Annotated in this window: 16 protein-coding genes and 2 tRNA genes; 12 read left to right on the forward strand and 6 right to left on the reverse strand. The window is 62.6% G+C overall.

Annotated elements, in window-relative coordinates; genetic code table 11:
• Positions 1 to 83: 83 nt before the first annotated feature.
• The gene (locus ACYAF3_RS23590) at positions 84 to 617 is read left to right on the forward strand and encodes a ProQ/FINO family protein (RefSeq protein ID WP_003099002.1); all 534 of its coding nucleotides are present in this window, start codon (positions 84 to 86) and stop codon (positions 615 to 617) included.
• Between the two features lie 289 nt (positions 618 to 906).
• Positions 907 to 980: transfer RNA gene (locus ACYAF3_RS23595), tRNA-Cys, on the forward strand.
• Between the two features lie 391 nt (positions 981 to 1,371).
• On the opposite strand, the gene ACYAF3_RS23600 is transcribed toward ACYAF3_RS23595, so the two are convergent.
• On the reverse strand, positions 1,372 to 2,412 hold the full coding sequence (locus ACYAF3_RS23600) for a hypothetical protein (RefSeq protein WP_003102461.1): 1,041 nt from the start codon (positions 2,410 to 2,412) through the stop codon (positions 1,372 to 1,374).
• Between the two features lie 423 nt (positions 2,413 to 2,835).
• On the opposite strand from ACYAF3_RS23600, the gene mdaB reads away from it, so the two are divergent.
• Together mdaB and kynA are read left to right on the forward strand one after the other, a co-directional pair.
• Positions 2,836 to 3,426, forward strand: a complete 591-nt coding sequence (mdaB, locus tag ACYAF3_RS23605) for an NADPH:quinone oxidoreductase MdaB (protein ID WP_003120043.1) — start codon at positions 2,836 to 2,838, stop codon at positions 3,424 to 3,426.
• 324 nt (positions 3,427 to 3,750) lie between these two features.
• Positions 3,751 to 4,617, forward strand: coding sequence for a tryptophan 2,3-dioxygenase (gene kynA / locus ACYAF3_RS23610; RefSeq protein WP_121377729.1), 867 nt, complete (start codon positions 3,751 to 3,753; stop codon positions 4,615 to 4,617).
• A gap of 31 nt (positions 4,618 to 4,648) precedes the next feature.
• On the opposite strand, the gene ACYAF3_RS23615 is transcribed toward kynA, so the two are convergent.
• Both ACYAF3_RS23615 and ACYAF3_RS23620 read right to left on the reverse strand, forming a co-directional pair.
• Positions 4,649 to 5,209, reverse strand: a complete 561-nt coding sequence (locus tag ACYAF3_RS23615) for a GNAT family N-acetyltransferase (protein ID WP_003120045.1) — start codon at positions 5,207 to 5,209, stop codon at positions 4,649 to 4,651.
• Between the two features lie 14 nt (positions 5,210 to 5,223).
• Positions 5,224 to 5,661: an Lrp/AsnC family transcriptional regulator gene (locus ACYAF3_RS23620; RefSeq protein ID WP_121377728.1), complete on the reverse strand. Its 438-nt coding sequence runs from the start codon at positions 5,659 to 5,661 to the stop codon at positions 5,224 to 5,226.
• A 132-nt stretch (positions 5,662 to 5,793) separates the two neighbouring features.
• Between ACYAF3_RS23620 and ACYAF3_RS23625 the strand changes: the two genes are divergently transcribed.
• A complete protein-coding gene (locus tag ACYAF3_RS23625; RefSeq protein WP_003116840.1) occupies positions 5,794 to 6,693 on the forward strand; it encodes a DMT family transporter in 900 nt (299 codons plus the stop codon).
• 62 nt (positions 6,694 to 6,755) lie between these two features.
• Here the strand turns inward: ACYAF3_RS23625 and ACYAF3_RS23630 are convergent, their stop codons facing one another.
• Positions 6,756 to 7,358: a nitroreductase family protein gene (locus ACYAF3_RS23630; RefSeq protein ID WP_003113348.1), complete on the reverse strand. Its 603-nt coding sequence runs from the start codon at positions 7,356 to 7,358 to the stop codon at positions 6,756 to 6,758.
• A gap of 349 nt (positions 7,359 to 7,707) precedes the next feature.
• Here ACYAF3_RS23630 and alkB1 point away from each other — a divergent pair, with 349 nt between their 5' ends.
• Entirely contained in the window at positions 7,708 to 8,856 is a 1,149-nt protein-coding gene (gene alkB1, locus ACYAF3_RS23635) for an alkane 1-monooxygenase AlkB1 (RefSeq protein WP_031690268.1), read from the forward strand.
• Between the two features lie 111 nt (positions 8,857 to 8,967).
• Positions 8,968 to 10,575 carry a methyl-accepting chemotaxis protein gene (locus tag ACYAF3_RS23640; protein WP_010793075.1) on the forward strand — a complete coding sequence of 536 codons (1,608 nt, stop codon included), beginning with the start codon at positions 8,968 to 8,970 and terminating at the stop codon, positions 10,573 to 10,575.
• Between the two features lie 10 nt (positions 10,576 to 10,585).
• Here the strand turns inward: ACYAF3_RS23640 and nosR are convergent, their stop codons facing one another.
• Complete coding sequence (gene nosR, locus ACYAF3_RS23645; protein WP_003102481.1) at positions 10,586 to 11,929, reverse strand: response regulator c-di-GMP phosphodiesterase, NosR family; 1,344 nt, start codon at positions 11,927 to 11,929, stop codon at positions 10,586 to 10,588.
• Between the two features lie 77 nt (positions 11,930 to 12,006).
• On the opposite strand from nosR, the gene ACYAF3_RS23650 reads away from it, so the two are divergent.
• From ACYAF3_RS23650 to ACYAF3_RS23670, 5 genes are all read left to right on the forward strand, one after another.
• Positions 12,007 to 13,419: an ATP-binding protein gene (locus ACYAF3_RS23650; protein WP_031629074.1), complete on the forward strand. Its 1,413-nt coding sequence runs from the start codon at positions 12,007 to 12,009 to the stop codon at positions 13,417 to 13,419.
• Positions 13,420 to 13,532: 113 nt separating this feature from the next.
• Positions 13,533 to 13,619: transfer RNA gene (locus ACYAF3_RS23655), tRNA-Leu, on the forward strand.
• Positions 13,620 to 14,034: 415 nt separating this feature from the next.
• A complete protein-coding gene (gene lecA / locus ACYAF3_RS23660) occupies positions 14,035 to 14,403 on the forward strand; it encodes a PA-I galactophilic lectin (RefSeq protein ID WP_003102492.1) in 369 nt (122 codons plus the stop codon).
• A gap of 273 nt (positions 14,404 to 14,676) precedes the next feature.
• The gene (locus ACYAF3_RS23665) at positions 14,677 to 15,018 is read left to right on the forward strand and encodes a hypothetical protein (RefSeq protein ID WP_003120049.1); all 342 of its coding nucleotides are present in this window, start codon (positions 14,677 to 14,679) and stop codon (positions 15,016 to 15,018) included.
• A 118-nt stretch (positions 15,019 to 15,136) separates the two neighbouring features.
• Positions 15,137 to 15,544 (forward strand): hypothetical protein, encoded by a 408-nt coding sequence (locus ACYAF3_RS23670; protein ID WP_003102495.1) that lies wholly within the window; start codon positions 15,137 to 15,139, stop codon positions 15,542 to 15,544.
• A gap of 58 nt (positions 15,545 to 15,602) precedes the next feature.
• Here ACYAF3_RS23670 and ACYAF3_RS23675 read toward each other — a convergent pair whose 3' ends face one another.
• A complete protein-coding gene (locus ACYAF3_RS23675) occupies positions 15,603 to 17,366 on the reverse strand; it encodes a cyclic di-GMP phosphodiesterase (RefSeq protein ID WP_003102498.1) in 1,764 nt (587 codons plus the stop codon).
• Positions 17,367 to 17,564 lie beyond the last annotated feature (198 nt).

Consider the following 17,564-nt stretch of genomic DNA (forward strand, 5'->3'; position numbering starts at 1 on the left):
CGACTGGTTGCCGTTTTGCGTGCCGCGAGCGGATGTATCGGGTAATCTCTCGCAGAAATGAACCAGCACTAGTGAAGCGAACGATGGGTTTTGAACAACTTGCCGAGCTGAGAGACCGTCTGCGCGCACAGGCGGCGCAGGCTAAACCGGCTCAAACCAAAAGCTCCGCGGGACGCGCGAAGAAACGTGAAGCCGTCGAGCCGGGAGTCGAGGCTATCTGGAGGCTGCAACGGCATTTTCCGCTGGCGTTTCCGAAAAGTCCCGCGGCCAAGGTTCCGCTCAAGCAGGGCATCCTCCAGGATGCGCAGCAGCACCTCGAACTACTGGGAATCACCGCCGAACAACTGAAACAGGCCATCGCCACCTGGTGCCAGGGCAGCCGCTACTGGAGTTGTATGGTGGAAGATGCGCCGCGACTGGATCTGCAAGGCCAGGTTGCCGGCAAGGTAACCGCCGAGCAGGCGGTGTATGCGCGGCGGCAGGCGTCTCGCCGGCAGCGCGAGCAGATGCGCGAGAAGCGCGCCAAGCGTGCACAGGCGGGTGGCGAAGCGCCGGCCGCCACGGAGGCGCCGACGCCTGAAGCGCCCGCAACCGAAGCGAGCCCCGAGGCGAACTGATCGCCGGGGCAGGGCGCGTCGGATCCTGGCGCGCTCCTCGGTTGCCGGTCGCTGCGGGCCCATTTCGCGGACGTCTGGGCCCGTTTCTCCCGGCTTGTGCTACGCAATAGCCTGATCTGCAAAGTTTTTTTCGTAGAGCGCTTGCCAAGCTCGGCGAATCCGTCCATAATTGCGTCCATTCCAGCGATGAGTGAGCTAAAAATCTTTTGAAATCAAAGGGTTATAAGTTCAAAATCGCGCCAGGAAAGAAATTTCAGCGATATGCCAAACGCATGTCGCTTCGCTCAAAGGCTGAGTAGCAGAGTGGTTATGCACCGGATTGCAAATCCGTGAACGCCGGTTCGATTCCGACCTCAGCCTCCAACAGGAAAGCCCCGTAGCTCAGTGAGTTACGGGGCTTTTTTCTTTCCTGTCCGGTATTGCTGAAGCAAGTTCCTTGGGGTGCCCCCATAACGCTTTCATACTTTTACGGTCTCGCAACCGCCTCCCTTTCCCGATAACCGCTCCGTAATTGCTACTTTCCCGGAGTGTCCGAGGAGTACCCCAGCACCTGTCACGTTTTCGGCCGTTGCCTGCAATCCAGCCCCGTGCGCGGCTTTCATCTGGACGCAAGATCCGGTCTGGGTCGGTCATCGGCTGGTCGTCATCGAACATGACCAGCCGAGCCGGTCTGTCCTGCCGCCTGCCTTCCGGGCCTCTATCGATCAACCGTTGTGGCGACCGCGAGCGGAAGGCGCTCGGCGGAGGGCCCGTTTCATCTTGCCTTGCGTTTCAAGGAAACCGGCAGGCCCCAGGTCAGGTCTTCCATGCCTGCTTCGCCGAGTATCTCGGTTTTCATCGGCTGGATGCGCGCGAGCACCTGGCGGCCCGTTTCATCAAGCCTTGGCTGCTCGCGATCGATGAACCTTTTCGTCAGCTCCATGGGCGCTGGCCTCATGAAGACCTGGATATCCTGCAAGGCGCACTTGATGTTTTGCGTGTCCACGGCCTTGCAGGTCTTCCTGTCATAGCTCACGGCCGGGGTCTTCAAGTGGAATCGATCGCTGAGCAGGATCTGCCCAGGCTGAATGGTGAAGGACAGCGGGGCATAGGCGTCGGGTATCTGCGCTTGCAGCTTGATGGAGGGAACATCCTCGATCTTCGTGCCTTCGGCCCAACCGGCATCCGAGACCATTTCCCGCTGGCTGTATTGCTGCTCGGTCCAGCCCACGCATTGGCCGGAGGCCATGTGCACGGCGCTGCAGACATTCTGTGTGTAGGTTTTGTCTGCATAGGAGGCGTCGCGCCAGTAGTTCTCCTTCACGAACCGGCGATACAGCACGGCGGACAGGTTCACCGAACCAAGTGGGCTGGCAGCCGGCTGCCCCTTTGGCGCCTTGATCTGGGCAAGGGTGCTGTCGATCTTGTAGTCGATCCCTCCGGACAGCAGGTAGGTTCCCGGCGGGACGATGTTGACCTCGAGGAAGTCCCACAGATAGACGGCTTCCTTGATCTTCTCCAGGTCGTTGTTGGCAAAGGCCTGCATGTAGGCGATCCCGGGCACGTCCTTGTTCTTGAATATGACCCGATGCGAGTAGCTGGAGAGGTCCGTCACGCTCTTGTTGGGCATGAGTGCCGGTACCAGCACCACGGACATGCCTTCGCGGGTAGCCTCATCGATCATGTTCAGGAGCTGGTTGGTGGGGTTCTGCTGGGAGCCGCCGAGTCCGGCGTTGCCTAGGGAGGCGCAGGCTGACAACAGGCTTGCCGGGAGCAGGATCGCGAAGGGGCTCAGACGCCGAGCGATGGTTTTCATGAGATATCCTTATCTATACGGGCCAATGACTTAAGGCGAGTGCGGGAAGAATCCTAATCTACTCCTTGCGGATTCCCAAGGAGCGTTCGTCCCGCGCGTAGGAAGGAGCGTTTGAGTCGAGCGCGTCACAGCCTGTTGCTGCAATCCTGGGTACTCACATGCGTTCGAATGCTGGCGAGCCAGTGCGTACTGCGTTGGTGATGGCTCGCTGCGGGTAGAGTTCGTGCCGGTCATCGAGGGCTGGCTGCGTGGGGGCGCAATGAAGACGCGCATCCCAGCTCTTCTGGCGATTCGTGAGTGCGGATCAAATCTGTTTTACCGCCGTACGACTTTTTCCGTTCCCTGCGCCTATCTAACCTGCCGCTCTCTTCAACCCGGGATCGGCAGGCATCTCCGCTGCGGTTCCAGCATGTACGGAACACCATGAAAAACATTCTCCTGCTCAACGGCGGAAAGCGTTTCGCACATTCCGACGGTCGCCTCAACCAGACCCTGCACGAAACCGCCCTGGCCCATCTGGACCGCCGTGGCTTCGACCTGCGCCAGACCTTCATCGACGGTGGCTATGACATCCCGACGGAGGTGGACAAGTTCCTCTGGGCCGACGTGGTGATCTACCAGATGCCCGGCTGGTGGATGGGCGCCCCGTGGACGGTGAAGCGCTACATCGACGAAGTCTTCACGGCCGGTCATGGCAGCCTCTATGCCAACGACGGTCGTACCCGCTCCGACAGCACGCAGAAATATGGCAGCGGCGGTCTGGTGCAGGGCAAGCGCTACATGATCTCGGCGACCTGGAATGCACCACGGCAGGCGTTCGACGATTCGAGCGACTTCTTCGAAGGGAAAGGCGTGGATGCGGTGTATTTCCCCTTCCACAAGGCCAACCAGTTCCTCGGCATGTCCGGCCTGCCGACGTTCCTCGCGGTGGATGTGATGAAGCGCCCGGACGTCCCGGCTACCGTCGCTGCCTACCAGGCGCACCTGGACAGGGTGTTCGGGCGCGCCGGCTGAGTTCGACGGCGGGCCTCGTGTCGCTTCGCTGGATGGAGTGGCGGGTCGAAATCCAGGCTCTCGGGACGAGGCCTAATGGTCACGGATCCGCTATCCGGGCTTTTCTCGGCCACGACCCGCGAGTGATCCGAAATTCGATTTTTCCATCGATCCGTCGAATTAGATTTCATCGGGGACGGGCAGGAAAGGATGCTTTGCACGAATATTCGAATGGGCGCATCGTAAAATGAGCGCGCTTCGACCGTGTCGAAGCCACCCCCGACAACGTTGCCGGCAGGTCGCTCATCGATTTCCGACGCCTGCCGCCGAATTCAGGAGATTCACATGTGTCCTTGCCCTCACTCCCAGGCCCAGGGAGAAACGGACGGAGAGGCTGAGTGGCATAACGCCGCCCTGGACTTCACCCATGCGATGAGCTACGGCGATTACCTGAAGCTGGACAAGGTTCTGGACGCCCAGTTCCCGCTTTCGCCCGACCACAACGAAATGCTGTTCATCATCCAGCACCAGACCTCGGAGCTATGGATGAAGCTGATGCTCCACGAACTGCGGGCCGCCCGGGAGCACGTCAAGTCAGGCAAGCTCGGTCCGGCGCTGAAAATGCTCGCCAGGGTTTCGCGGATCTTCGACCAACTGGTACACGCCTGGGCGGTGCTGGCCACCATGACGCCGACCGAGTACAACACCATCCGCCCGTACCTGGGCCAGTCTTCCGGTTTCCAGTCCTACCAGTACCGCGAGATCGAATTCATCCTCGGCAACAAGAACGCCACCCTGCTCAAGCCCCATGCTCACCGTGCCGAGCTGCTGACGGCCCTGGAGCAGGCCCTGCATACGCCGTCGCTATACGACGAAGCGATCCGCCTGATGGCCGCCCAGGGGTTGCCGGTAAGCCAGGAGCGGCTCGCCCGGGACGCGGCGGCCGGCACCTGTTACGAGGCCTCGGTGGAGGCGGCGTGGCGACAGGTCTACCAGGCGCCGGAACGCTACTGGGACCTGTATCAGCTGGCGGAGAAACTGATCGACCTGGAGGACTCGTTCCGCCAGTGGCGCTTCCGTCACGTGACCACGGTGGAGCGCATCATCGGTTTCAAACCCGGCACGGGCGGAACCGAGGGAGTGGGGTATCTGCGCAGCATGCTCGATACCATCCTCTTCCCCGAACTGTGGCGGCTCCGTTCCAACCTGTAGTACCGGATGAGGTGCAGCATCCGCCTGCGCCTCAGTCGTTGCCGGCGCCTCCCGCCGCCCACTCTTGCCGCAAAAGCCCCATGAGAACGACATTCCAGCGTTCCCGGCCGACCCGGGTGGCGGAGCGGCGCAAGCCTTCTTCGCGGAACCCCGCGCGTCGATAGAGATGACGGGCGGCAGCGTTCCAGTCGTACACGTTCAATTCAACGCGCTCGATGTCGGCGTCGGCGAAGGCCTCGGCGAGCAGCGCCTCCAGCATCGGTAGCCCCAGGCCCTGGCCGCGCGCGCTTGGCGCCAGGACTATGCGAGCCAGGCGGACGACGCCGTTGCGGCGGTCGAACAGCAACTGGCAATGGCCGATGACCTGGTCATCCCGGCAAGCGCTCCAGAGCAGGCGCAGCGGCGGTCGCCGGCGGCTTTCCGCGAGGTCTTCATGCATCTGCTCGAGGCTCAGCGGATGCCGCAGGGCGGGGCCGGCCCATTGCACCAGCTCCTTTTCCGTGGCGAACCAGCGTTGCAGGATTGGGAAGTGTTCCAGCTGGAACGGGACGAGTTGCAATTCCGGGACGGAACCCGTGCCGGGTGTGGGCATGCGGAGTGCCTCGCTCAGGTCATCGGGGGGAGCCGGCGTTTAACCGGGGACTTCTTGACGATGGCGGTGTTGGTTTCCGCGTAGCCGTTGATCCTGTCCAGCAGCGTGTCGAGCTGTTCCATCGAACGAACCTGGAGGCGGGCGATGAAGCAGTCGTCACCGGTGACCTTGTCGCACTCGGTGAACTCGGCGATGTCCTGGATCTGTCGCTCGACCTCGTGCAGCCTGCCGGGCAGGGGGCGGATGCGAACGATCGCCTGGAACTGGTAGCCGAAACAGCGGGGGTCGACATCCAGGGTGTAGCCGCGGATCACGCCGCGTTCTTCCAGCTTGCGCAGGCGTTCGGCGACGCTCGGGGCCGATAGCCCGCTGATCTGGGCGAGAGCCTTGAGGGACAGTCGCGAGTCAGCCATGAGGGCGTTGATCAGGCGTTGGTCGATGTCGTCGGTCATGTCGGCCTCGAAAGTTTTTTTTCAAAATAGCCCTGATAAAAAAGGTCGTCACGGGTTTTTGCCTGAGTAGTGCGATGGAGGGCTGGAAGACGACTTTGGATAATCATAGGCCTGTCTTGCGGGAGAGCGCCCATGAACGATCCGATCCGTCGCGGTACGCTGGAAATGACTTCGGCCATGCTGATCTGCGGCACCATTGGCTGGCTGGTGCTGCTCTCCGGGCAGCCCGTGCTGGACGTGGTGTTCTGGCGCTGCGTATTCGGTTTCGCCACGCTGCTGGTCGCCTGTGCCGCGCTGGGTTTCCTGCGCCGCGGCAGCCTGGGGCGCGAGGCGTTCCTGCTGGCGCTCCTCAGCGGGGTGTTCATCGTCGGCAACTGGGTATTGCTGTTCGCATCCTACTCACGGGCTTCGATCGCCATCGGTACCGCGGTCTACAACGTCCAGCCGTTCATGCTGGTGGGGCTAGGCGCGGTGTTTCTCGGCGAGAAGGTCACGGCGCGCAAGCTGGGCTGGCTGGGGCTTTCGTTCGCCGGCATGCTGGCGATCGTCAGCGCCCACGGCGACAGCGACGCCCCGCGCGGGGACTACCTGTTCGGTATCCTCCTGGCGCTCGCTGCCGCGCTGCTGTATGCCTTTGCCGCGCTGATCGTGAAGCGCCTGCAAGGCACGCCGCCGCATCTTATCGCCTTGATCCAGGTGGGCACCGGCGTGCTGATGCTCGCACCGCTGGCGAACCTTGCCGAACTGCCCCGGCACGTTGCTCCCTGGGCCAGCCTGGCGACCCTGGGAATCGTCCATACCGGGCTGATGTACGTACTGCTCTACGGCGCCATTCAGAAATTGCCGACGGCGCTGACCGGTGCCTTGTCCTTCATCTATCCGGTCGCGGCGATCCTGGTGGACTGGCTGGTCTTCGAACATCGCCTGAGCCTGGCCCAGTGGCTTGGCGTGGCTGCCATCCTGCTCGCCGCGGCGGGCATGCAGCAGGGTTGGAGCGTGCGCCTGCCGAGGCCGGCGGTGCGTCGCGGCTGAGGCGCGGGGGAAAGAAAAAGCCCCGCGACGAGGCGGGGCTTTTCTACGGCGATCTCGGCCGATCAGTTGCCGAAGACCTTGAAGCGTTCGCTTTCGGCGATGAAGGCTTTCTCGCCCGCCGGAGCGGCGATGGCGCCGAAAGGCATCTGTGCGCGCAGCTTCCAGCTTTCCGGCAGGTTCCAGGTCTTGTGGGTCTGCGCATCTACCAGCGGGTTGTAGTGCTGCAGGCTGGCGCCGACCTTGTGCTCGGCGAGGGCGGTCCAGACCGCGAACTGGGCCATGCCGCTGGCCTGCTCCGACCACACCGGGAAGTTGTCGGCGTAGAGGGCGAACTGCTCCTGAAGCTGGCGCACTACCGTCTGGTCTTCGAAGAACAGTACGGTGCCGGCACCGGCGGCGAAGGAATTGAGCTTGGTTTCGGTGGCGGCGAAAGCGTCGGCGGGAACGATCTTCTTCAACTCGTCCTTGGCGATGTTCCAGAACTGCTCGTGCTCGGCGCCGAACAGGACGACCACCCGCGAGCTCTGCGAGTTGAACGCGGAAGGGCTGTGCGAGACGGCCTCCTTGACCAGTTCGACGATTTTCTCCTGGGAGACGGGCAGTTGCTTGTCCAGGGCGTAGATGGTGCGGCGGTTCTTGATGGAGGAGAGGAATGCGTCAGACATCGTGAGGCTCCTTGTTTGGAAATTGGATTCGATATTAGCGACGGCCTCGATGAGATCAATGGGAAATAACCGGTGATTCCTATCGGCTGATGCGATGGATACCCGGCTTCCCCAGGAAAGCCGGGTATCCACGGTCCAGCGCGGCCGGCAGCGAGAGACGGCCAGTACGGATGAAAATGGAATATCGAGAAAGTCGATGGGCATAAAACCGCGAGGACTTGGCCTTTGATTCAGGTCAAGCAGGGTGAAGGCGGGGGGGGGGGCGGCCAACCTTTAGTGATGGTGACCTGGCAGCCCGGCTCGGTGATGGTTCGATTGTAGGATTGTCGGACAAAAACTGGAGCGCACGATGTTTGAAAATTTCTCTCCCAGCACCATGCTGGCCATCAAGAAGTACGCCTATTGGCTCTGGTTGCTGCTGGCGTTGTCCATGCCGTTCAACTACTGGATGGCCCAGGACAGCGCACATCCGGCCTTCTGGGCATTTTCCCTGGTGATTGCGGTATTCGGCATCGGGCCGCTGCTGGACATGCTGTTCGGCCGCGACCCGGCCAACCCCGACGAGGAAACCCAGACGCCGCAGTTGCTCGGCCAGGGCTATTACGTATTGCTGACCCTGGCCACGGTGCCGGTGCTCATCGGTACGCTGGTGTGGGCCGCTGGCGTGTTCGTCGCTTTCCAGGGGTGGGGCTGGCTCGGCCGGTTGGGCTGGATCCTCTCGATGGGCACGGTGATGGGAGCGGTGGGGATCGTCGTCGCCCATGAGCTGATCCACAAGGACTCGGCGCTGGAGCAGGCTGCCGGCGGCATCCTGCTGGCCGCCGTGTGCTACGCGGGGTTCAAGGTCGAGCATGTGCGCGGCCACCATGTGCATGTGTCTACGCCGGAGGACGCTTCGTCGGCGCGTTTCGGCCAGTCGGTCTACCAGTTCCTGCCGCATGCCTACAAGTACAACTTCCTCAACGCCTGGCGCCTTGAAGCGGTGCGGCTGCGCAAGAAGGGCCTGCCGGTGTTCGGCTGGCAGAACGAACTGATCTGGTGGTACCTGCTGAGCCTGGCGTTGCTGGTCGGTTTCGGTTGGGCGTTCGGCTGGCTGGGGATGGTTTTCTTCCTTGGCCAAGCGTTCGTCGCGGTGACCCTGCTGGAGATCATCAACTACGTCGAGCACTACGGCCTGCATCGGCGAAAGGGCGAGGACGGGCGCTACGAGCGGACCAACCATACCCACTCCTGGAACAGCAACTTCGTCTTCACCAACCTGGTCCTGTTCCATCTGCAACGGCATTCCGACCATCATGCCTTCGCCAAACGCCCCTATCAGGTCCTCCGTCATTATGACGATAGCCCGCAGATGCCCAGCGGTTATGCCGGGATGGTGGTGCTGGCGCTGATCCCGCCGCTGTGGCGGGCGGTCATGGACCCCAAGGTGCGGGCCTACTATGCGGGCGAAGAGTTCCAGTTGACGGCCGAACAGAGCGAGCGGCCGGCAGCTTCCTGAGAATGGCCGGCGTCCCCGCTCCGTGCCCGAATAGCTCTTCGTTCGGGCAATCCCGCCTTGCCTGGGGTTGACTATCCTTAGCGATATCTCGGCACGGAAAGGAGCCCAGGGATGAACATTCGGCAGAGAATCCTCGCTTCGGGCGCCATCGGCATCGTGGCTGTGGTGCTGCTAGGCGGGGTCGGCTTCTGGGGGCAATTGCGGTTGGGCAAGGCGCTGTCGGAGAACGAGCTGAGCGTCAATGCGCTGCGCAACCACATGGAAGGCGACATGATGCACGACGCCTTGCGCGCCGACGTCCTCGCGGCGTTCGTGGTCCAGCCCGGCGACGGCGCGGCGGCCGAGCAGGTCCGCCAGGACCTGCAGGAGCACAGCCAGTGGTTTCGCAAGGTGGTCGAGCAGAACCAGGGGCTGCCTCTCAACGACGCCATCCACCAGGCGCTGGTCGAGTTGCGGCCCGACCTGGAAGCCTACATCGGCGCCGCCGAGAGCATCGTCGGCAAGGCGTTGCTCGATCCCGTGGCGGCACGGGCCGAGCTGCCGCAGTTCGTCCAGGCCTTCAAGGAGCTGGAAGGGCGCAACGAAGCGCTCAGCAGCCTGATCGAGAAACACGTCGAGCAGACCAACCGGGCGCGCGAAGACAGCATGCGCTATTCCGCCTGGATGCTCGCGGGCGGCATCCTGGTCGCCTGCCTGGTCCTCGGGCAGCTTTGTCGCCAGTTGCTGGGTGCCGTCCTCAAGCCTCTGCGCAAGCTGGTCGCCTCGGCCCGGGTGATCGCCCAGGGCAACCTGCAGGAGCCGATCGGTGTCGACAGCGACGATGAGGCCGGACAGTTGCAGCGGGCCTTGGGCGAGATGCAGGAGAACCTGCGGCAGATGATCACCATCATCCGCCAGGAAAGCGAAGAGCTCCATGACACCTCCCAATCCATCGGCCAGACCTCGCAGTCGATCGTCGACGGTGCCAGCCAACAGGCCGACAGCGCCACCAGCATGGCCGCGAGCATGGAAGAGATGATCACCAATATCTCGCAGATTTCCGACCACGCCGACAACGCCAGGGTGATCTCGGCCAAGTCCGAGGAGCTGGCCAGCAGTGGCGGGCAGGTGATCCTCAACGTGGTGGAAGGGATGAGCCGCATCGCCGACGTGGTCAACCAGTCCTCCACCAGCATCACCGCTCTCGGCCAGTCGTCGGACGAGATCCATTCGATCATCCAGGTGATCAAGGGGATCGCCGAGCAGACCAACCTGCTGGCGTTGAACGCCGCCATCGAGGCGGCGCGGGCCGGAGAGGCCGGGCGCGGTTTCGCCGTGGTCGCCGACGAGGTACGCGGGCTGGCGGCGCGGACCACCCAGTCGACCCAGGAGATCACCGCGATGATCGAGCGCATCCGCGCCAGCACAGGGCAAGCGATCAACAGCATGGAGGCCGGCGTGAGCCGGGTCAACGAGGGGGTGTCGTTCGCCCGCCAGGCAGGGGTGTCGATCAACGAGATCCTCGATGGAACCCGTCATGCCGCGTCGGTGGTCGATGAGATTTCCCAGACCATCCGCGAGCAGTCGCGCGCCAGTGATGAAATCGCCCAGCGCGTGGAACTCATCGCCCAGCGTTCGCAGCAGAACACCCAGGCGATGCACGAGATGGCCGCCACCGCCAGGCGCCTGAACGAGGTTGCAGCGACCATGCGCTCGTCGGTGGAGCGCTTCAAGATCTGACGGGAGCCGCCTAGGTCGTCGACTCCGGGAGGCGCACGAACAGCGTGTAGCGTGCGCCTTCGATCGCTTCGAAGGCGATCAGCTTCTCGATCAGCGCCAGGTTCAGGACCTTGCCCGCGTTGAGCAGCAGCATGCCGTTGTTGGCGGTGAGGTTGCGCGCCAGCACCATGCCCGGAACCAGGTCGCGGGTGCCATGGGCACGGACTTGCGGATCGGCCAGGGTGACATCGGCAAGGGTCGTCGCGCAGACCTGGATGAACGGTTCGATCAGCTCGGGGTCGTACAGCCGGCCGGCGTATTTGCGGATGTACATCAGTGCTTCGTCGCGATTCATGCGCCGTTCGAGGATCAGTCCGCGCTGCAGCTCGACGAAATCCACCGCCAGCTTCAAGAGGCGCGAGCCCAGGGGAATGGCCTCGCCCTTGAGGTGGTCCGGATAGCCGCTGCCGTCCCAGTGCTCCTGGTGATGGCGAATCAGGCGGGCGGCGTCCTGCATCGGTTCCAGCGACATCAGCAGCGACTCGCTGAGTTCCGGGTAGCCGCGGAAACGATCGCGGTCGTGGTGATAGAGCAGGTCCGAGGGCGAGCTGAGCAGGGTGTCGTTCCAGCTCAGCTTGCCGATGTTGTAGAGCGCCGCGGCCATCGCCAGGTCGCGACCATCCGATTCGTCGACGAGGCCGCTGGCACAGCAGGCGCGGACCAGTTCGATGATTTGCTGGTTGGTCTGCTTGTCCTTGGGCAGGCGCTGGTTGACCAGCAGCGAGAAGACTTCGGTGCCGACCACGTAGCTGCGCTTTAGCTCCTCATAGGCGAGGTCGAGCATGTCGGCGGTCTGCTGCAGTTCGGCGGTGCGCGCCTGAACGCGCTTTTCCAGCGTGGCGTTGAGTTGCTGGAGGCGGTCGTTCTGCTCCTGGGTAAGTCGCTCCAGGCGCCGCCGCTCGCGCTCGGAATGCAGGTATTCGAGCGACTGGCGCAGGGTCAGCAGCAACTCGTCGTCGTTCCACGGCTTGCTCAGGTAATGGTGGATGCGCCCTTCATTGATGGCCTTGGCGATGGTTGGCAGGTCGGCATGGCCGGTGAGCAGGATGCGAATGGTTTCCGGGGAGCGGCGATGGATTTCCGCGAGCAGGGCAGCGCCGTCCATGTTCGGCATGCGGGCGTCGGACACCACCAGGTCCACGGGCCGGCTTTCCAGCAGTTGCAGGGCCTGTTCGCCGCTCTCCGCCAGCAACAGGTCGTAGGGCTGGTTGCGTAGCAGCCGGCGCAGGCTGCTGAGGATCAGCGGCTCGTCGTCGACCAGCAGCACGCTGAAGCGGATCTCCGTCTCGTTGGAAGGAGGTGCGCTATCGTTCATGAGTGTCTGTCCACCGGGTGAGTTTTGCCTGAATGCTTCAGGCAAGCATAGTCCGAGTCTGGCCTGGACGAGGGCGCATGCACGCGGCGGCTGGGCGAGCGGAGGTGCGGATCATGGAGACGTTACCCATCAGGAACCGGCGCTTGCTGGTGATCGATGAGCGGCAGGCGGATCGAGACCGTGTATGCGGGTTGTTGCAGGGAACCCTAGGGGCCGAATCGCCTCCCGTGGCGCCTGAGTGGGGCTACCAGGTGGATACGGCGGGAAGCGCCGAGGAGGCATTGGGGCGGATACGCTCGGCCCTCCAGGCCGATGCGCCGTATGCCGTGGTGTTTCTCGGGATGCCGTCGGTAGGCGCGGATATTCCCGTTCTCGAGCGGTTCTGGCGTCTCGACTCCCGCTTGCAGGTCGTGGTGCATGCGCCTCCCGCCGATTTTCCGCTATTGGCGCCGTGGGCTGCGGAAGAGCGCCTGCTGCTCCTCGGCCTGCCTTTGCAGGGACAGGAGGTCCGCCAGATGGCCGGCAATCTCAGCGCCAAGTGGAACGTGACGGCTCACCTCCAGTTGCAGATGAGCCGGATGGAGGCTGCCATCCAGGAGATCACCCGGGAAGTCGGCCAGGCCAAGGAGGCGCTGGAGAAAGAGATCGGCGAGCGCAAGGAACTGGAAAGCCAACTGGTGCAGACGGAGAAGCTTGCCTCGATCGGCCACCTGGCCGCCGGCGTCGCCCATGAGATCAATAACCCCATCAGCTACGTTTCCTCCAACTACACCACCCTGGAGGAGCACGTCAGGCGTTTGCTGGAGGTACTTGAAGCCTATGAAGAGGCTCGCCCCGCGATCCGCGACGAGGCGCTGGCAAGACGCCTGGAGCAGCTCGGCGAGCGGGTCGAACTGGCCTTCGTCAAGGAGGATGTCGCCGTGTTGCTGCGCGAATCCAGGGAAGGTATAGGGCGGGTGCGCAAGATCGTCCAGGACCTGAAGAACTTCTCCCGCGTCGACGCCGAGGACGACTGGCAGTGGACCGATCTGCACCAGGGGATCGAGTCGACCCTCAATATCGTCGCCAGCGAACTGAAGTACCGGGCCGACGTGGTCCGCGAATACGGCGATCTACCCGAGGTGAAGTGCCTGCCGTCGCAGATCAACCAGGTGGTGATGAACCTGGTGATGAACGCGGCCCAGGCGATGGGGCCGGAGCGGGGTCGCATCGTGATTCGCACGGGGCATACCGTGGAGCATGCCTGGATCGAAGTGGAAGACTCGGGGCAGGGTATCTCCCCCGAGATCCTGCCGCGCATCTTCGATCCGTTCTTCACCACCAAGCCGGTAGGCAAGGGGACCGGCCTGGGGTTGTCGCTCTCCTACGGCATCGTCCAGAAACACGGCGGCACCATCGAGGTACGCAGCCAGCCGGGAGTCGGCAGCGCTTTCCGGATCGTGCTTCCCCTGGAATCACCCGGCAACCTGGGCGGAGCCCACGGAAATTAACTGTTGCGCCGGCTAGAGTAACGTAAGACAATGATTTATCTACCGTTTGGGGTGGGTCTCGGGTTGGGATGCCGGTTTGGTTCCCGTTGCCGGCTCACTTGAAGCGAGATCCTGCCCGGATGGCGAAATCGGTAGACGCAAGGGACTTAAAATCCCTCGGGGGTAACCCCGTGCCGGTTCGACCCCGGCTCCGGGCACCATTGTGTTTCCTGGCGTTCAGCCGACTTCTGCGCTCCTTCCCCGATTTTCTTCCGGCCCGCAATCGCGCGGCAGTCAACGAGTCGACGTTGCCTTCTTTCCCTTCTCGGCCTTGGAGGCGTTTCATTCTAGTACGGCTCCGTATAGGGTTCGCCCTGGCTGGTGTGCGGGAGTGTTTGTGCAGCTTGAAGTAGTTGTCTTTGGAAGTTTGATTTTTTGTCGTTATCTTCTGCTCCTGCTTTTTAATTTCCTTTCCGAATATATTCAATTCACTGGCGGAATTATCCTCTTTTCTCCTGCATGAATTGGTAGGCGGTACTTCCTCGTTGCTGTGCTTTGCTGACAGGGAAGGATCGCGAATCAGGGTTTTTCGCCTCTTTCGTTTATGAACAGGAATTCATATATCGGAGATCAATCATGGCTTGGAAAGGTGAGGTTCTGGCTAATAACGAAGCAGGGCAGGTAACGTCGATTATCTACAATCCGGGCGATGTCATTACCATCGTCGCCGCCGGTTGGGCCAGTTACGGACCTACCCAGAAATGGGGGCCGCAGGGCGATCGGGAGCATCCGGACCAAGGGCTGATCTGCCACGATGCGTTTTGTGGTGCGCTGGTCATGAAGATTGGCAACAGCGGAACCATTCCGGTCAATACCGGGTTGTTCCGTTGGGTTGCACCCAATAATGTCCAGGGTGCAATCACTCTTATCTACAACGACGTGCCCGGAACCTATGGCAATAACTCCGGCTCGTTCAGTGTCAATATTGGAAAGGATCAGTCCTGATAACTTGTCTCGGAAAAAAAAGGGCCCGAATGGGCTCTTTTTTTAAATGCAAATAAAGTGAAGTTGCCCGTGTGGCCGTTATGAACGGACAGGCAGCGCTTCGCAGTTGCGACTATCAATGACAAGAGTATCGAACTCCTGGAGCTGCCGCGGTCGTGGGAAACCGAGCGAGTGGGGGCGGGGAACTGCTTCAACACGCTTCGGTCTGAACGGGAATATCGATTCCTGACCCGATTCAGAATTCCGTCCACATAGTAGACAGTACCGAAGCCGATGCCCTGCCGACTTTCCCTGGTTGTATTTCCCGCTCTCTTCTCCATTGCCGCTGGCGCCGCGGAGGAACTCAAGGACATGGCAGGTTCGACCATCGTCGTTGCCGGAAGACTCGAGGCCGTCGAATGCCCTGGCGCAGGCCTGTACGATTGCACGGGGTGGCCTGCCAACCTGTACCGTTTCGAGGGACAGGACGTGTGCCTCAGCATCGAGGCTGGCTGCGATTACAGTTGCGATGGCATTCTCAGCGAGAAGGGCGGCACGCAATCGATCCTGGTTTCCGGCTCCTATCGCGATCACATCCGCAAGGTGGAAGGCACGCAGGTCTCCTGCCCGCGCTAGAGACGCTCGGCCGAGCGCTGGAAACATCGCGAGGTGCAACGGACGGTCTGCCGCCCGCTGAAGAAGGCGAGCGGCGCGGGATGTGCTAGGGTGCCCGTTTGCAGGGAGGTCCCAGGGCATGGAGCACCCATACAAGACCCCAGAGGCGGACCTGGCCGAGGAGAAGCTGACTGCGAGAGGTTTCCTTTCCGGCGGGCAGCCGCTGTGGAAGGCATTCTGGCTGTTCTTCGCTGCGGGTTTCTTATTGCTCAGCGTCGCCGCCAGGCAGGCGATGGTGGCCATTGTCGATCCGCTGATGCAGGAAGCTCCCGGCGAACATGCGGTGGCCCTGACCTTGTGGGGAATGGTCGGTGTCGAGCTGGTTAGGCTGGCCTACCTGTGCCTCAGCCTCGTCGTGGTCTGGCGCTGCGGGCGCAATTCCCGCTGGGTGGCTGCGCGCCATGCCAGCAGGGCGGTGCTGTTGGCACTGATACTCCTGACCCTTTACTCGATCTATCTGGTCTGGGCCTTGCTCGCCAGTCCCTGAGCGACGCGCTGAGGCTGGCGAGCATGCTGGTAGGGCCCATTCCACGTGCCTGCATTGGCTAACGCCGCAGCCAGTCCTCCAGTTGCTCCGGCAGCATCGGCTGGGCGATCAGATAGCCCTGGCCCTCGTGGCAGCCCCAGGCCTGCAGCAGGTGGAAGGTGTCGTGGGTCTCGATGCCTTCCGCGACCACCCGATAACCCAACTGGCTGGCCAGGCCGATCACCGCCTGGGTGACGCTCTGCGCCTTCGGCGAGCCGGCGAGGTCGCGGGTGAACGATTGGTCGAGCTTGATGGCGGTGATTGGCAGATCGCGCAGGTAGGTCCAGTTGCTGTAGCCGGTGCCGAAGTCGTCCACCGCGATGCCCATGCCAAGCTCCCGGGCACGCAGCAGCACCGAGCCGACCGCCGAGGCGTCGCGGATGAGTACGCTTTCGGTGAACTCCAGCTCGAGGGCGGAAAGGTCGATGTCGTAGGTTTTGGCGAGTCTGACGGCCTCTTCCAGGAAGCTGCTGTCTTCCATGTCCGATGCCGATACGTTGATCGCCAGCCTGAGCGGGATGTTCCGTGCGTTCCATTGCGCCAGCTGGGCCATGGCATGGCGCAGCACCCAGTCGCTGAGGGGGCGCATCAGTGCGGTTTTCTCCGCCAGGGGCACGAATTCGGCGGGGCTGACGAAGCCGAGTTGCGGGTGCCGCCAGCGCAGCAGCGCTTCCACGCCCGTACACCTGCCTGTCGGCAGGTCGATTTTCGGCTGATACACCAGATGGAAGCCTTCTTCGGTTCCGATCGCCTGGGACAGCGAGGTCAGCAATGTGAAGGCACGCTGCTGGGCCTGGTCCAGCGGCGGGTTGTAGCGGGCCCAGCCGACACCGCGGTCGCGGGCGTCGTCGGCCGCGCTGACCACCAGGCGCAGCCAGTCCTGATCGCCATCGAGGGGATCGTCGGCAAGCGGTAGTACGCCGAGGCCCACGTTGGCCTTGATCGGGATCCCGCGACATACGACGGGGCTTTCGAAGGCCCGCAGCAGGCGGAGGCAGACCGACTCGGTTTCTTCCTGTTGCTGCCGTGGCAGGAGCAGTCCGAAGCGCGTCGGGCTGATCTTGTAGAGAGTGAAATCCGGCAGTTCCGCGCGGATGCGGTCGCGCGCCTCGAGCATGAGGTCGTTGGAAAAGGGATAGCCCAGCGTACGGATGATGGTATTCAGCAGGGCGAGGGGCAGGAGGTCGGCGGCGATCACGGTGAGGGCGCCGTCGCGCTGCAGGCGCAGGGAAACGTCCTCCTGCAGGCGGAGACGGTTGTACAGGCCGGTTGGCTCGTCGATGTAGTTGGTCGAGCGGAGCGTATGGATACGGGCCATCACCAGCCGGGCGAAGTGCTCGAGCATGGCGACGTCCCGCTCGGCCAGCGGCCCGCGTGGTTCCCGGTCGATGACGCAGAGGCTGCCGAGGTTGAGACCTTCCGCGGTGGCCAGCGGAGCCCCGGCGTAGAAGCGGATGCGCGGTTCGCCTTGCACATAGGGATTGTCCCGGAAGCGCGGGTCGAGAGTGGCGTCGGCCACCTCGAAGACTCCCTTGCCCAGGATCGCATAGGCGCAGAACGAATCCCGTCGCGGCGTCTGCCGGATATCGAGGCCGATGCTCGCGCGAAACCACTGGCGCTGATGGTCGAGGATGGAAATGAGCGCGATGGGCGTCTGGAAGTAGGACGTAGCGGCGGCGAGGATTTCCTCGAATACCTCGTCCGCACCTTCTTCCAGCAGACCGAGTTGGTCGACGTAGGCCTGTCTCGAATGCTCGTCCTCGGGATAGGGTGGGGTTGCCATGCTGGACTCCTGGGCTACTGCGATGTCGGGCATCGGCAATCAATGATGTCATTGTGCCTTTATTTCGTGGAGCGCGGGCTCTTTTCCCAGATTGCAGCGATGAAAGGGCGTGGAGGTTGATCGCGGTCATGCCGGTACGGCCTTCGACGCCGACGCCAGCTCTGCGAAATCGATTACCTGGTAAACGGACTCTTCCTA

It is taken from the genome of Pseudomonas sp. TZ252 (assembly GCF_056110345.1).

What these genes read in the sequence shown, in the direction of transcription:
- ACYAF3_RS23590 (WP_003099002.1), top strand. Translation starts at nt 84, where the DNA reads ATGGGTTTTGAACAACTTGCCGAGCTGAGAGACCGTCTGCGCGCACAG.
- ACYAF3_RS23600 (WP_003102461.1), bottom strand. Translation starts at nt 2,412, where the DNA reads ATGAAAACCATCGCTCGGCGTCTGAGCCCCTTCGCGATCCTGCTCCCG.
- mdaB (WP_003120043.1), top strand. Translation starts at nt 2,836, where the DNA reads ATGAAAAACATTCTCCTGCTCAACGGCGGAAAGCGTTTCGCACATTCC.
- kynA (WP_121377729.1), top strand. Translation starts at nt 3,751, where the DNA reads ATGTGTCCTTGCCCTCACTCCCAGGCCCAGGGAGAAACGGACGGAGAG.
- ACYAF3_RS23615 (WP_003120045.1), bottom strand. Translation starts at nt 5,209, where the DNA reads ATGCCCACACCCGGCACGGGTTCCGTCCCGGAATTGCAACTCGTCCCG.
- ACYAF3_RS23620 (WP_121377728.1), bottom strand. Translation starts at nt 5,661, where the DNA reads ATGACCGACGACATCGACCAACGCCTGATCAACGCCCTCATGGCTGAC.
- ACYAF3_RS23625 (WP_003116840.1), top strand. Translation starts at nt 5,794, where the DNA reads ATGAACGATCCGATCCGTCGCGGTACGCTGGAAATGACTTCGGCCATG.
- ACYAF3_RS23630 (WP_003113348.1), bottom strand. Translation starts at nt 7,358, where the DNA reads ATGTCTGACGCATTCCTCTCCTCCATCAAGAACCGCCGCACCATCTAC.
- alkB1 (WP_031690268.1), top strand. Translation starts at nt 7,708, where the DNA reads ATGTTTGAAAATTTCTCTCCCAGCACCATGCTGGCCATCAAGAAGTAC.
- ACYAF3_RS23640 (WP_010793075.1), top strand. Translation starts at nt 8,968, where the DNA reads ATGAACATTCGGCAGAGAATCCTCGCTTCGGGCGCCATCGGCATCGTG.
- nosR (WP_003102481.1), bottom strand. Translation starts at nt 11,929, where the DNA reads ATGAACGATAGCGCACCTCCTTCCAACGAGACGGAGATCCGCTTCAGC.
- ACYAF3_RS23650 (WP_031629074.1), top strand. Translation starts at nt 12,007, where the DNA reads ATGCACGCGGCGGCTGGGCGAGCGGAGGTGCGGATCATGGAGACGTTA.
- lecA (WP_003102492.1), top strand. Translation starts at nt 14,035, where the DNA reads ATGGCTTGGAAAGGTGAGGTTCTGGCTAATAACGAAGCAGGGCAGGTA.
- ACYAF3_RS23665 (WP_003120049.1), top strand. Translation starts at nt 14,677, where the DNA reads ATGCCCTGCCGACTTTCCCTGGTTGTATTTCCCGCTCTCTTCTCCATT.
- ACYAF3_RS23670 (WP_003102495.1), top strand. Translation starts at nt 15,137, where the DNA reads ATGGAGCACCCATACAAGACCCCAGAGGCGGACCTGGCCGAGGAGAAG.
- ACYAF3_RS23675 (WP_003102498.1), bottom strand. Translation starts at nt 17,366, where the DNA reads ATGGCAACCCCACCCTATCCCGAGGACGAGCATTCGAGACAGGCCTAC.